Genomic DNA, 12,504 nt, shown 5'->3' with positions numbered 1-12,504 from the left:
GGCTGAGGTCTGCGGTACCTAGAATCTCCTCAAATTGTGACAGGCCCTGAACGAGTTGGTGAGATGGGGGATGGTCACGCGGGAGCGGAGCAGGACTGTTCTGCTGCGCGGGGCGAGGCAGTCGTCTCATCACGAAACCGTCGGCCATCAATAGCTATCGCGCGCACAGCGAAAACCGGTTCCAGAAGGGCGGCTGTCCATCGTGCCCCAGTCTCGATCGGTGGTGCGGAGACTGATGGCCGGCTTGAGCCAGGACCCGCCACGCATCGCTTTGATGGCTCCGCGCTCCGGTCCCTGCGGGTTGGTCAGGGATGCCGACCGGTAGTGGTTGGGGTTGTACCAGTCTTGTACCCATTCGGCTGCATTGCCCGCCATATCCATGGCTCCGTAAGGACTGACGCCGGCCGGAAAGCTGCCCACCGGCAGGGTTAAAATCTCGCCCCTCACGCCCTTCTCCTTGGAAATGGCCGCGCCAAGCCCTTTGATCCAAAAGGCTTCCCATTGGGTGCTATCGGCGAATTGGACTGTTTTTTGCGCCCAATAGCTGGCGCTGTTGGCGTGATCGAAGTTCCACTCGTTGCCCCAGGGGTAGATCCGCCGGTCGGTTCCCCGCGCGGCCTTTTCCCATTCTGCCTCCGTCGGCAACCGTTTGCCGGCCCAGCGGCAGAAGGCCACGGCATCCAGCCAGCTGACATTGACCACCGGATGTTGTTCGATCCCGGGCAGGGGACTGTTGTGGTCCCAGAGGGTGAGGGCAGGGGCGGCATTGGCAGGGGCTTGGTAGCCGGTCTCCTGCACGAAGCGAGCGTAGAGCGCATTGGTTACTTCATATCGATCGATCCAAAAGGCGCCCAGGTGGACCAGGCGCAGCGGTTGCTCGTCCGGTAGCCCGCCTTCTTCGGAGGAAGCGCCCATCGTGAATTCACCGGCGGGAACCAGCACCATGTCGTCTGGCGCGCGCTCCGCCGAAGCCGATTCCTGATGGGCAAGGAGAAGGAGGCCGAGGATGACGCAGAGCGCCAGGCGCTGAACTGTGTGGCGCATGATCATGGTTTGACCAGTTTGCAGGCCTTGGCGATGCCGTCCCGGTATGCCATCCAGAGCGTAAGCCCTTGTGAGACACAGGCAAGGACGGCATTCTGTTGCCGCCTGGTTTCAGCGTAGCCGACCACCATGGCGTAGGCATCCTGGCGGTGGCCTGCCTCCACCTTTTGATGCGCACGGATGAGATCCATGGATTGCCGTGCGATCTTGTGGTGTCGAATGAGGGGATGGGCGTCGATATAGGCTTCAATCTCCGCCTCGCTTTTCGGCTTCGACGGCTCCTGAATTTCCTGGCGATCTTTGATGCTGCCTTCGACAAATACGGCGAGCGCGGCGGCACCGACCACCCAGTCTCGGCTGGCCGTGACCTTCTCCAGCCACCGCCTGTAGCGGGCGCTGGCGGGGAGCAGTCTGGCGGTTCGGAACAGCTCGGGGGTGAACCCGAGGCCCTGCATCATTTCGTTGAAGAGTTCCGGGTGAGACCGGCCGAACGAGAGACCGCCGGTATCTTCTTCGTAAATATTTTCGGCCAACATGCGGCGTACGTCGGGGGGCGGATTCTGGCCATGGACGCGGGCGAGCAGCACGGGGAAGTCTCGTACATAGACAAGAAACTCTTGCTGGTAGTGGAGTTTCAGCTGCGCCTTGGAGATCCCGGGCCCCATAATGATCGGCCAGGCCCAGTGGTGCTTACGATCCATGATGGACAGCAGGCGCTCAAGAAATTGTGCGCGGCTCAGTCGTTTCTGTGTCATGCCTTGCCTTCCTTCTTTCTCGCTGGCTACAATCAGACCCGATCAGATGAACCCGATTACCATTCAGAATTCAGACGACATTCTCAATTTCCTCGTCGAGGTCTCCTTGCGGGGCAAAGGGTTCACGACCGATTGCCTGCTGGACTATGTGCTCGATGAAGGATTCACCGAACCGATCTATCTCAATGCCTCCGGCGAAGACCCGGACGCGTTCTACAAAAATGAGCCGCAAGCCTGGGCGATCTATCAGATTCGCGAATGGAAGCGCGTCCTGACGGTGTCCGGAGGCCCCGGGAAGGAACGGCGGGTGCAGATCACCGAGACCCCCTAGGTCGGCTCCCTGAATGAGATGCCGCGGGTTCGATTCGAGACCGCCTGCTCCTCGGCGTACGATCTTGGTGCGGAAACGAACCGCTCGAACGCTGACACCCACTCGTCTACGTATCTGTGAGTGTATTGACCATCCGAGTGAATTGCAACGAATCACGTACTTCGCAGCCTGGGAAGCCGGTTCACACCTCGCCCGACCCAGTGGTTGCGCGGAACCGACCACCGGGAGGCCCACTGTGACGCCACGACAGCAACCTGAGAGTGCCGGCACCTTCGTTACGCTGTGTGAATCAGGTGATGTGGGTGAACTGGCGCTGATCAGAAGTCTGCTCGATGGAAATAGGATTCCCTACGCCGTCCAGCATGAGCACGTCGGCGCGTTGTACCCTGGCGTCGCTCTGTTAGGAAGTCGGGTGATGGTCGACTCACGGGACAGGCAGCGGGCCGAGATTCTGCTCAGTCGTTTGGCGCTTCAGGTGCGGGAGGCAACTGGCGAGCCTGGATGATAGCTGGCTCGAGGGGCGAGGCAGTACGTTACGGGTGCCCCTTGGGCTTGACCGGCTCAGGATTGGTCGGGATAGGCAGCCGGACATCGGACCCCGAGAAATGCCCGCCGATCAATTTTCCTTCTTCAAAGTACAGATAGCGGTGTTTGACGACCGCCGGACTTTCCCAATCTTCGAATATCCACTCTTCCCGTCGTAAGCCGTCCTTGGTGTGCGTGACGTTCATCGTGTTCGGGGATCCCCACGAATCCAGCACCTGCTTACGGTCCATGCCGACCATCACGCGGTGACTTTCGATGTGCTTGGAGAAATCCGGGTCCAGCCAGCCGGGAACAAATCGAAAGGCAATGAGAGCCACCACGAATAGCACCAGGAACGAGTTGATAATCAACCGGACCGGCCGTTGCCGGATAAATGGCGTCGGTTCCTCCGCCGGGGGGAGGGTCGAAACGGGACTGGCCGAGGTCGTGTGATCGGTCACGGGGATCCTTCCGGTAACGAATGGGCGCGTTTCCAACTGCTCTTGCATGCTAAACAATCGTTTTTCGGTCCGTCAAGGGATGGAATGGGGCGCCGACAGTGTCTTTTCGCCGTGAGGACCGATTTTGACCTGCTATGCTTAGTGGAGGAATGTGAGGATGGCGATGGCAGGACAGGGCGGGAGATGGCGGGAAGGCCTGTTGTGGGCGATCCTCTTGGGGGGGTGGCTCGTGACCGGTGAGGGAAGTCCTGTGGAAGCGGGACCGCTCTACGTGTATACGGACACCCAGGGGCAGCCGGTCCTGACCGACAATCTTGAGCAGGTGCCCGCCGCATACCGGGGGCGGGTGCGAACCATGACCGGTCCTGATGCGTCGGCGGCGCCGGCACCTGAACCGGTTGCAGCGGGGTCCGTCGCTCCCCACCCGGCGTCGAAGGGGGTCATCGGAGACCTGCTCCACGCGGTGGCTGAAAAACTGGGGACGCGAGCCATCAAGGGGCTCACGCCGTATCAGACGGCAGTGGCGATTGTGGCAGGCGCTGCCGCCGTGGTCCTCCTCCTGATGATATTTCTCAGCGCAAACCCCGCGATCAGAATCCTCTGCAAGTTCCTCCTTGTACTCGTCGCGGGCGCCGCGCTCTATCATGTGGTGGCGTTTGAGACGCCGACGCTGGAGGCCGTTGCCGGACCTCCTCAGCAAGGTTCAGGGCAAGCGGTGGAGAATGTGTTGGGGCGGCTGAGGAGCCAAACCGAGCGGAATTACCGCGCACAGGACGAACGGACAGCCCGCCAAATCGAACCAGCCGAACCACCAACGCCCTGACGGTGGTTAGTCCGCATACGTCGGCATCGGAATCTTTTTTGCCGCCGGAGCGGGCGGAGGCTGTTGTGCGAAGGCCCGGGAGTAGGGATTCAGGACCGGTTCGTGGGTGTTACGCTGGCGGAGTTTCACGAGCGGCAGACTTTGGGTGCTGATTTCGAGGCGGTCGATCGGGGCTTTCAGCGTGAGTGGATCGGGCAAGCCCTGGAGCGCGAACATCTGAAACGCGAGTGACCAATCGAGTGTGTCCTTCCCCTTCTCCCGGACGATAAACCTCGCCTCAGCCGACGGCTTGCCGGAAAAAAACAACAACATGATATTCGAACGGAAGACCGGCGCCGCCGCGTCGTCGGACGGTTTAAATTCAGGAACGAGCTGCGGGATTTTGCTCAAGGCGACCGGTGGGGTGAACTCGATATCCACGAGCCGGACGAACAGGGGCCGTTGCTCGCTATGGTCGTTCGGATCGAAGGTGTAGCTGAACGAGTAGCGAACGTCCACTCCGTCGCGTTTAAACGTGTAGACATCTTCGCCGTTCTCCGGCGAGGCGACTTTTTTGAAGTACTGCTCCCAATCGGCGATGGGGTAATAGGTAAAGACGCGCAGGGCCGATTTGCGGTCACGCACCGCCTGCGGCAGCCCGAGTTTTTCGTGGAGCTGGGTTTGTGTCAGCCCTAGATAGCCGTCGTCAAAATACGGTTCTGCCCAGGTCGGGCTAGCCCCGAATCCTATGACAGAGATGCAGAAGAAGGAGAGCAACAACAGGCGAGTGACTGTCTGAAACGCCATAGGATGTACACTCAGGCTCGAGCCAGACAATGCTCGGCATCCTATCGGCCAGGGTAGGCAATGTCAAGGCACGGCGTCGGTCATGGCTTGCTGAAAAAAGTCGGTTCCCGATATGATGCCCGCTCCATCGCGAGTCCCGGTCGTCCGTGGCGCCTGCCCGACGTTCGGAGACAGAAAGACATAGGTAGTCATGCCGGTACATGAAGTAGAAGCCCTGCTCCGGGAGCAAATCTTGATCCTCGATGGTGCCATGGGCACCATGATCCAACGGTACAAGCTGGACGAAGCCGCGTTTCGCGGGACACGATTTCAGCAGTGGGACAAGGACCTCAAGGGGCACAACGACCTCCTCAACGTCACGCAACCGGCGGTGATCGAGGCGATCCATCGCCAGTATCTTGAAGCCGGCGCGGACATCATCGAAACCAATACCTTCAATTCCCAGTCCGTGTCACTCGCCGACTACGGGATGGACGCGCTGGGCTACGAGCTCTCGAAAGCCGGGGCGGAGTGTGCGCGGCGGGCCGTCGCTGCAGTCACTGCGGCGCAGCCTGCTCGGCGCTGTTTCGTCGCCGGTGCCATCGGCCCGACCACGAAGACGTCCTCAATCTCGACCGATTCGAACGATGCCGCAGCCCGCGGCACGACGTTTCCTGAATTAGTGGAGGCCTATACCGAACAAATCCGCGGCCTGTTGGACGGCGGCGTCGATCTGCTGCTGGTCGAGACGATTTTCGATACGCTCAACGCCAAGGCGGCGTTTTTTGGGATTCAGCAACTGTTTGCCGAAGGCGCCAGGCAGGTGCCGATCATGGCGTCGGTCACCTTCATTCAGGCCGGCAGCAATCGAGGATTTTCCGGCCAAACCGTCGAGGGGTTCTGGAATTCCATTTCCCATGTGCCGCTCCTGAGTGTCGGGATGAATTGCGCGCTGGGGCCGAAGGAAATGCGGCCGCTGATCGAGGAGTTGTCGCAGCTCGCGCCCATTTATGTGAGCAGTCACCCGAATGCGGGCTTGCCCAACCCACTGTTGCCGACGGGGTTTCCCGAAACTCCGGAATCGTTGGCTCCGCAGTTGCGCGAATGGGCGCAAAACGGGTGGCTCAATATTGTGGGCGGCTGTTGCGGTACGACGCCAGACCACATTCGCAGCATTGCGGACGCGGTGCGCGGCGTCTCACCCAGACGGCCGGGCAGGGTGGAGCCGTATTTGCGACTCAGCGGCCTGGAGGCGCTGACGGTCCGGCCTGAATCCAATTTCGTCAATGTCGGCGAGCGGACCAACATCACCGGGTCTCCGGCATTTTCCAAACTCATTCTGGCAGGGGATTACGATAAGGCCCTGACGGTGGCGCGTCAGCAGGTCGAGGGTGGGGCGCAGGTCATCGATATCAATATGGACGAAGGCATGCTGGACTCCAAAGCGGCCATGCAGAAGTTTTTGCGCCTGCTTGCCGCGGAGTCTGATATCGCGCGCGTGCCCATCATGGTGGATAGTTCCAAGTGGGAGGTCATCGAAGAAGGCCTTCGCAACATGCAAGGGAAGGGGATCGTCAATTCCATCAGCCTCAAGGAAGGGGAGGCCAAGTTTCTGGAACAGGCCCGCCTTATCCGCCGGTATGGCGCGGCGATGGTGGTGATGGCGTTCGACGAGCGGGGACAGGCCGATTCGCTGCCCAGACGGATCGAGATTTGCGAACGCTCGTACCGCCTCCTGACTACGCAGGTCGGCGTGCCGCCACAGGACATCATTTTTGATCCGAACATCCTTACGGTGGCGACCGGACTGGAGGAGCACAACAACTACGCCGTCGATTTCATCGAGGCGACCCGTTGGATCAAGCAGCATCTCCCCCTGGCCAAGGTGAGCGGCGGGGTCAGTAATATTTCATTCTCGTTTCGCGGCAACAATGTCGTGCGCGAAGCGATGCATGCGGCGTTTCTCTACCATGCCATTCAGGCCGGGCTCGATATGGGCATCGTCAATGCCGGGCAACTGGCCGTGTATGAGGAGATTCCCAAAGATCTGCTGGCCCTGGTGGAGGACGTCCTGCTGAATCGCCGGCCGGATGCAACGGAACGGCTGGTGGCCTTCGCCGAAACGGTCAAGCAAAAGGGCAAGGCGGCGGTGAAAGACGACGAGTGGCGTTCAAGGCCGGTTGAAGAACGGTTGGCTCACGCGCTGGTCAAGGGACTCACGGACTTTATCGATCAGGATGTGGAGGAGGCCCGGCAGAAATCAGCCCGCCCGCTTGATGTGATCGAGGGGCCGTTGATGGCGGGGATGAATATCGTCGGTGATCTGTTCGGATCAGGAAAGATGTTCTTGCCGCAGGTCGTGAAGAGCGCGCGGGTGATGAAAAAAGCCGTCGCTTACCTCATGCCGTTCATGGAAGCCGAGAAGCAGCGTTTGGGCACCTCCCGCGCGAACGGCAAGGTGTTGCTCGCGACGGTGAAAGGGGATGTGCATGACATCGGCAAGAACATCGTCGGGGTGGTGTTGGGTTGTAACAATTACGAGGTGATCGATTTAGGGGTGATGGTCGCCTGCGAGACCATTCTTGCGACCGCACGAGAGCAGCAAGTGGATGTGATCGGTCTCAGCGGCTTGATCACGCCCTCATTGGATGAAATGGTGCACGTGGCCAAGGAGATGACGCGGCAAGGGTTTACGGTACCTCTGCTTATCGGCGGCGCCACGACCAGCAAAGCCCATACGGCCGTAAAGATCGCTCCGTCCTATAGGAACGCGACGGTGCACGTCCTCGACGCGTCCCGCGCGGTCGGTGTCGTGGGGAGTTTGATCAACGTGCAGCAACGGGTGGAGTTTTCCGCGTCGGTTCGCGCCGACTATGACCGGATACGCCAGGCGCACCAGGAAAGAGGATCCAAGGCGCTCATCAGTCTGGAAGCCGCGCGATCGCATCGGCTGCCGACCGACTGGGCTGCGGCGGATCTTCCCGTCCCGGCATTCACCGGGGTGCGCCGAATCGATCGCATGTCTCTCCGGGAGCTGGTGCCCTTTATCGACTGGACCCCGTTCTTTCATACCTGGGAGTTACGTGGGCGGTACCCTGGCATTTTGGAGGATCCCACCGTCGGCACCAAGGCCAAGGAGCTCCTTGCGGATGCCGAGTCTCTGCTGGAGGACATCATTCGCGGCGACCTGCTGACGGCTCGCGGCGTGTATGGGTTCTTCCCGGCGAATAGTGTCGGCGACGACATCGAGCTCTACCGGACCCCTGACCGGCGCGAGGTGGTCAGCACGCTCCACACGCTTCGGCAACAGATGGAAAAGCCTGCGGACCAGTTCAATCTGGCGCTGGCCGACTATGTTGCGCCAAAGGACGCTGGTCGGACGGACTACGTCGGCGCCTTCGTCGTGACGGCAGGCATCGGCGTTGAAGCGATGTGCGCGAAGTTTGAGAAGGACCATGACGACTACAACTCCATCATGGTCAAGGCGTTGGCGGACCGGTTGGCTGAAGCGTTCGCAGAATGGTTACACAAACAGGTTCGGTCTGATTGGGGATACGGAAAGTCGGAATCGCTGACGAATGAGGACATGATCCGCGAGCGCTACCGGGGTATTCGTCCTGCGCCCGGATATCCGGCCTGTCCGGATCACACCGAGAAGCGGATTCTGTTTGACCTCTTGCAGGCGGAATCACAATCGGGAGTGACCCTGACCGAGTCCTACGCCATGTTGCCGGCGGCCGCGGTGAGCGGCCTGTATTTTGCTCATCCACAGGCCAAGTATTTCGCCGTGGGCAAAATCAACCGCGACCAGGTCGAGGACTATGCCAAGCGGAAGAAGCTTCCTGTGGGTGAGGTGGAGCGGTGGTTGGCGCCGAATCTCAACTACGATGCGTAGTTACGAAGAGCTGATGGCGGAGAGCCTCTGACGGACAGAAGGGCGAGGAAGGCTCCGGCCTCTGGGCTATAGGCCATCAGCCATAGGCTCTCATCTTCCAATCAGTTTTTGACGGCTTCGAGCGGGGAGGAGATCGTCGGAGACAGGGGGCTGCCGGCGGTGACACTCGCGAGCGCCGTCTTGATCCACTGATACCGTTCTTCCGCCCAGGCATTGAACTCTTCTGAATTGTCGAACACCAGTTCCCAGGCTTTGGCGGCATCCAGCAGCAAGAGCTGATGCGGCTGATTCTGGCCCGGGACATACACGACTAAGACGGCGGATTTCCCGGTCAGGCTGATGTCCGTGAACACGTGGATCATAGCTGGCTGCGGCATGAGTATGTCGCGCATCGCAGCGGCGACGAGCGGTTGATAGAGGCGGTGGAGCAAGTTCGTCGTGTCCTCATAGGGGCACGCGGTTCGCAGCAGCCGCGGGTTGGGGCGGTCCCCGAAGAGATTGTCGGTGAGGTAGGTCGCGGCCTCCCAGGTCGGCATCATGCCGGATGAGGCGAGGTTCTCGCACAGATAGGCGATCCAGTTTCGTGATGCGCGGCTCATCGGGCTTCCCCCTGGTCCTGGATCATCGAACGCTGCCGGGAGGTGGAGAGCCAGCTCGGATCGGCAAATTGGTCATAGATGCGCTGGACGTCGGACATGGAGTCGAAAAAGATGTCGAGCAGATCGGGGTCGAAATGTTTGCCCCGTTCTTTCAGCATGAGTTCCTTTGCATGATCGAAGTCATAGGCCGGCTTGTACACCCGCTGTGTCGTGATGGCGTCGAAGTTATCGGCGATGGCGGTAATTCGTCCCTCCAGCGGAATCTCCTCCCCCTTCAGCCCTCGTGGGTATCCGGTGCCGTCGTACCGTTCATGGTGGGTCCAGGCGATGATGGCGGCGACCTTCAGCAGTTCCGAGTCGGAGCCGGCCAGAATTCTGTAGCCGATTTCCGTGTGCTGGGTGATGACTTTGAACTCTTCCGGGGTGAACTTGCCGGGCTTCAGCAACACATGATCCGGCGTGCCGATCTTACCGATGTCGTGCATGGGGCTCGCGGTGCGGATGAGATCGCAGCGTTCAGGCGACAACCCGTACCGGCGCGCGAGCAATTCACAGTAATGACTCATCCGTTGAATGTGTTGGGCCGTCGAGCTGTCTCGGAATTCGGCGGCAATCGCCAACCGTTGAATCGTTTCTTCGCGTGAGAGGCGGAGCTCCTTTTCGCTGCGCTCCAGCCATTCGAGGGCCTGTTGCAGGGCGATCGTCCTGGTCCGGACGACCTCTTCAAGATTTTCCCGGTGCATGGAGTTTTCGATCTCCAGCTTCCGCCGCCGCAGGGCGTTCGCCACGTTGATCAGGACTTCGTTCGCCTCAAAGGGCTTAATGATGTACCCGAAGGCGCCCATATCCAGCGCCGCGTTCGCGAGCACGGGGCTGTCGAGTCCGGTAATCATGATGACGGCGGTGGTGGGATACTGGGTGAGGATGTGGCGAATGAGGTCCATGCCCGACTCGCCGGGCATGTTCACGTCGCACAGCACCATGGCAAAGGAACCGCTCTCCATCCGTTGTCTGGCTTCGCGCGCCTCGCCGGCTAGGGTCACCTGGTAGCCGTGGGGTTGAAGCAGATAACCCAGCAGGCGACGAATGGGTTCTTCGTCGTCGACAATGAGAATGTTGCGGTTTTCGAGAATCGACTGCTGGGTGGCCACTTCACTCACGCTCGGAATGCTCATAGACCTGGCTCGCTGGTTGAGGTAATCGAGAGACGTTCCTGAGGGTGTCTCAGGGATAGCGTCTATATCGGCTATCGGGTCCTAACTCTGAAGTGCGCGGGAGCACGCGTAAATTCTGCATCTTCCGTGCCATCGTACCGTCCACCACAGGCTGCGCCCAGAATGCATAGGAGTCCGACAGGGCAGCTTTCTGCTTCACACCTGCACCACAATATTACAGACGCTGTACCAAGAGGTGTGACGGTGCCGTCAACTCTGACGTCGGCCGCTGTGGGACGGAAACGATCCTGTTCCTTCACGACACATGAGAGTGGATTATACAGAGGCACTTGGTGAACGCCAGCCGAAACGCAGTTTGTGAACATCGCCTGCATCTCGCATCATCCCCCACGACCTGCATTTGCTCTTTGTGGGCCCCTTCACTATAATCCGCTCCTTTAGATCGGCAGGCGATGAAGGAGCAGAACTGAATGGCTAGCGGGGCAGGGTTGGGGCGTATCGATGGACGACGGCGGGATCAAATTCGGCCCGTGAAGGTCACGCGCAATTTTACGAAACATGCCGAAGGCTCAGTCCTGATCGAGATGGGGGACACCAAGGTCATCTGCACCGCCTCGGTCGAGGAAAAGGTTCCCCCGTTTCTCAAGGGGAAAGGGACCGGCTGGGTGACCGCCGAATATGCCATGCTGCCGCGGGCCACGCACGATCGGTCACCTCGCGAATCGGTGAAGGGCAAGCAAGGTGGGCGGACGCTGGAGATTCAACGCCTGGTCGGTCGGGCGCTGCGCGCCGTGATCGACACGAGCCGGTTGGGAGAGCGGACCATTTGGATCGATTGCGATGTCATCCAGGCCGACGGGGGGACTCGCACGGCGTCCATCACCGGAGCGTTCATCGCCCTCGCGGATGCTGTGTCTGTGCTCAAACGGCGCGAACTGATCAAGGTCAATCCATTGACCGACTACCTGGCCGCCATCAGTATCGGTAAGGTCGGTGGTCATGTGATGGTGGATTTGGCCTACGAGGAAGACTCGCACGCTGAAGTGGACTTGAACTTGGTGATGACCGGCGCCGGGCAGTACGTCGAAGTACAGGGGACGGCTGAAAAAACGCCGTTCAACAAGAAAGATATGGACGAATTCCTCGACCTTGGGTGGGGAGCCATCCGTGAGCTGGTGGACCTGCAGAAGTCGCTGATCGGTGCGTTGAGTTAAGCATGCACATTGTGTTGGCAACCAGGAATCAACACAAGAAGCAGGAACTGATCGACCTGCTGCGTGGTCTGGACATCACGATTCGAACGCTCGATGATTTTCCTGAGGCCCCGGAGGTCGTGGAGGACGGTGACACCTGCGAAGCCAACGCCATGAAGAAGGCCGTGGAGATAGCGCAGTACACGGGGCTCACGGCGGTGGCTGATGATACCGGGCTGGAAGTTGATGCCTTGGGCGGCCGCCCTGGCGTCTTCGCCGCCCGCTACGCAGGCGAACAGGCCACCTATGAGGACAATTGCCGTAAGTTATTGCAGGAACTCCAGGGTGTTCCCGCCGGACGGCGTAGTGGCCGTTTCGTGACCGTCGCGGCCATTGCGACGCCGGAAGGGAGACGGTTGTCGGTCAAAGGCGTGTTGGAAGGCATGATTGCCGAACAGCCGACCGGTTCCCATGGATTCGGGTATGATCCGGTGTTTGTGCTCCCGGAATACGGTCGAACCCTGGCGCAGTTGTCGCCGGAGGTCAAAAATCAAATCAGCCATCGTGCCCGCGCCTTCACCCAGGCAAGGACATTGTTGCAACAGGTGATGGCTGAACAACACTCAGTCGGGGCGTAGCGCAGCTCGGTAGCGCGCCTGCTTTGGGAGCAGGATGTCGGAGGTTCAAATCCTCTCGCCCCGACCAAACACCTTCCATATCGTCGTTCATCTTTGGCCAGACCTTTCTGGCGCCGATCGCACCCGTGGTGCGGACCTGACGTTGGGCCACGCAGGGTAGGGCGCGGGGAGGTGCGACCGGCCGGCCTGTGGCTTTGATGGGGGGAGCAGCCCCCTCTCACTCCTCTGAATGTTCCTCCTGCCTGTGAGCAATGTTTCTGTGGAGGCCCTCTCATTCGGATCAGTGGCCCCCGTGACAAT

Annotated in this window: 13 protein-coding genes and 1 tRNA gene; 7 read left to right on the top strand and 7 right to left on the bottom strand. The window is 60.0% G+C overall.

The genetic code is table 11. The features are described 5' to 3' along the window. Positions 1–147: 147 nt before the first annotated feature. Together KJA79_RS07820 and KJA79_RS07815 are read right to left on the bottom strand one after the other, a co-directional pair. On the bottom strand, positions 148–1,044 hold the full coding sequence (locus KJA79_RS07820; protein WP_213041476.1) for a formylglycine-generating enzyme family protein: 897 nt from the start codon (positions 1,042–1,044) through the stop codon (positions 148–150). 2 nt (positions 1,045–1,046) lie between these two features. Beyond that, on the bottom strand, positions 1,047–1,799 hold the full coding sequence (locus KJA79_RS07815; protein ID WP_213041475.1) for an iron-containing redox enzyme family protein: 753 nt from the start codon (positions 1,797–1,799) through the stop codon (positions 1,047–1,049). A 46-nt stretch (positions 1,800–1,845) separates the two neighbouring features. Between KJA79_RS07815 and KJA79_RS07810 the strand changes: the two genes are divergently transcribed. Both KJA79_RS07810 and KJA79_RS07805 read left to right on the top strand, forming a co-directional pair. After that, the gene (locus tag KJA79_RS07810) at positions 1,846–2,130 is read left to right on the top strand and encodes a hypothetical protein (RefSeq protein WP_213041474.1); all 285 of its coding nucleotides are present in this window, start codon (positions 1,846–1,848) and stop codon (positions 2,128–2,130) included. A gap of 235 nt (positions 2,131–2,365) precedes the next feature. Next, positions 2,366–2,635, top strand: a complete 270-nt coding sequence (locus KJA79_RS07805; RefSeq protein ID WP_213041473.1) for a putative signal transducing protein — start codon at positions 2,366–2,368, stop codon at positions 2,633–2,635. A 28-nt stretch (positions 2,636–2,663) separates the two neighbouring features. On the opposite strand, the gene KJA79_RS07800 is transcribed toward KJA79_RS07805, so the two are convergent. Then, entirely contained in the window at positions 2,664–3,116 is a 453-nt protein-coding gene (locus KJA79_RS07800; RefSeq protein ID WP_213041472.1) for a hypothetical protein, read from the bottom strand. A 157-nt stretch (positions 3,117–3,273) separates the two neighbouring features. On the opposite strand from KJA79_RS07800, the gene KJA79_RS07795 reads away from it, so the two are divergent. Beyond that, positions 3,274–3,939: a hypothetical protein gene (locus tag KJA79_RS07795; RefSeq protein ID WP_213041471.1), complete on the top strand. Its 666-nt coding sequence runs from the start codon at positions 3,274–3,276 to the stop codon at positions 3,937–3,939. Between the two features lie 6 nt (positions 3,940–3,945). Here the strand turns inward: KJA79_RS07795 and KJA79_RS07790 are convergent, their stop codons facing one another. Further along, positions 3,946–4,725, bottom strand: a complete 780-nt coding sequence (locus KJA79_RS07790) for a hypothetical protein (protein WP_213041470.1) — start codon at positions 4,723–4,725, stop codon at positions 3,946–3,948. Positions 4,726–4,788: 63 nt separating this feature from the next. Then, positions 4,789–4,917 (bottom strand): hypothetical protein, encoded by a 129-nt coding sequence (locus tag KJA79_RS22950; protein ID WP_281412668.1) that lies wholly within the window; start codon positions 4,915–4,917, stop codon positions 4,789–4,791. Between KJA79_RS22950 and metH the strand changes: the two genes are divergently transcribed. Next, positions 4,916–8,599 carry a methionine synthase gene (gene metH, locus KJA79_RS07785; protein WP_213041469.1) on the top strand — a complete coding sequence of 1,228 codons (3,684 nt, stop codon included), beginning with the start codon at positions 4,916–4,918 and terminating at the stop codon, positions 8,597–8,599. The two genes, KJA79_RS22950 and metH, sit on opposite strands and share 2 nt — an antisense overlap. 101 nt (positions 8,600–8,700) lie before the next feature. Here metH and KJA79_RS07780 read toward each other — a convergent pair whose 3' ends face one another. Both KJA79_RS07780 and KJA79_RS07775 read right to left on the bottom strand, forming a co-directional pair. Then, positions 8,701–9,198 carry a hypothetical protein gene (locus tag KJA79_RS07780; protein ID WP_213041468.1) on the bottom strand — a complete coding sequence of 166 codons (498 nt, stop codon included), beginning with the start codon at positions 9,196–9,198 and terminating at the stop codon, positions 8,701–8,703. Further along, on the bottom strand, positions 9,195–10,373 hold the full coding sequence (locus KJA79_RS07775; RefSeq protein WP_213041467.1) for an HD domain-containing phosphohydrolase: 1,179 nt from the start codon (positions 10,371–10,373) through the stop codon (positions 9,195–9,197). The genes KJA79_RS07780 and KJA79_RS07775 overlap by 4 nt, the downstream gene beginning before the upstream one ends. Before the next feature lie 488 nt (positions 10,374–10,861). On the opposite strand from KJA79_RS07775, the gene rph reads away from it, so the two are divergent. From rph to KJA79_RS07760, 3 genes are all read left to right on the top strand, one after another. Then, the gene (gene rph / locus KJA79_RS07770; protein WP_343224245.1) at positions 10,862–11,587 is read left to right on the top strand and encodes a ribonuclease PH; all 726 of its coding nucleotides are present in this window, start codon (positions 10,862–10,864) and stop codon (positions 11,585–11,587) included. A gap of 2 nt (positions 11,588–11,589) precedes the next feature. Continuing rightward, positions 11,590–12,204 carry an XTP/dITP diphosphatase gene (locus tag KJA79_RS07765; RefSeq protein ID WP_213041465.1) on the top strand — a complete coding sequence of 205 codons (615 nt, stop codon included), beginning with the start codon at positions 11,590–11,592 and terminating at the stop codon, positions 12,202–12,204. Next, a tRNA-Pro gene (locus tag KJA79_RS07760) sits at positions 12,195–12,271 on the top strand. The genes KJA79_RS07765 and KJA79_RS07760 overlap by 10 nt, the downstream gene beginning before the upstream one ends. Positions 12,272–12,504: the final 233 nt, after the last annotated feature.

The sequence above is a fragment of the Nitrospira defluvii genome (genome assembly GCF_905220995.1).
Lineage (GTDB): Bacteria > Nitrospirota > Nitrospiria > Nitrospirales > Nitrospiraceae > Nitrospira_A > Nitrospira_A defluvii_C.
Note: the sequence above shows the minus strand (reverse complement) of the source record. Positions and strands in the feature narration are given on the sequence as shown.

Coding starts and splice junctions, on each gene's coding strand:
- KJA79_RS07765 (WP_213041465.1), top strand. CDS start 11,590: ATGCACATTGTGTTGGCAACCAGGAATCAACACAAGAAGCAGGAACTG.
- KJA79_RS07795 (WP_213041471.1), top strand. CDS start 3,274: ATGGCGATGGCAGGACAGGGCGGGAGATGGCGGGAAGGCCTGTTGTGG.
- KJA79_RS07780 (WP_213041468.1), bottom strand. CDS start 9,198: ATGAGCCGCGCATCACGAAACTGGATCGCCTATCTGTGCGAGAACCTC.
- metH (WP_213041469.1), top strand. CDS start 4,916: ATGCCGGTACATGAAGTAGAAGCCCTGCTCCGGGAGCAAATCTTGATC.
- KJA79_RS07790 (WP_213041470.1), bottom strand. CDS start 4,725: ATGGCGTTTCAGACAGTCACTCGCCTGTTGTTGCTCTCCTTCTTCTGC.
- KJA79_RS07775 (WP_213041467.1), bottom strand. CDS start 10,373: ATGAGCATTCCGAGCGTGAGTGAAGTGGCCACCCAGCAGTCGATTCTC.
- KJA79_RS07810 (WP_213041474.1), top strand. CDS start 1,846: ATGAACCCGATTACCATTCAGAATTCAGACGACATTCTCAATTTCCTC.
- KJA79_RS07815 (WP_213041475.1), bottom strand. CDS start 1,799: ATGACACAGAAACGACTGAGCCGCGCACAATTTCTTGAGCGCCTGCTG.
- KJA79_RS22950 (WP_281412668.1), bottom strand. CDS start 4,917: ATGACTACCTATGTCTTTCTGTCTCCGAACGTCGGGCAGGCGCCACGG.
- KJA79_RS07820 (WP_213041476.1), bottom strand. CDS start 1,044: ATGCGCCACACAGTTCAGCGCCTGGCGCTCTGCGTCATCCTCGGCCTC.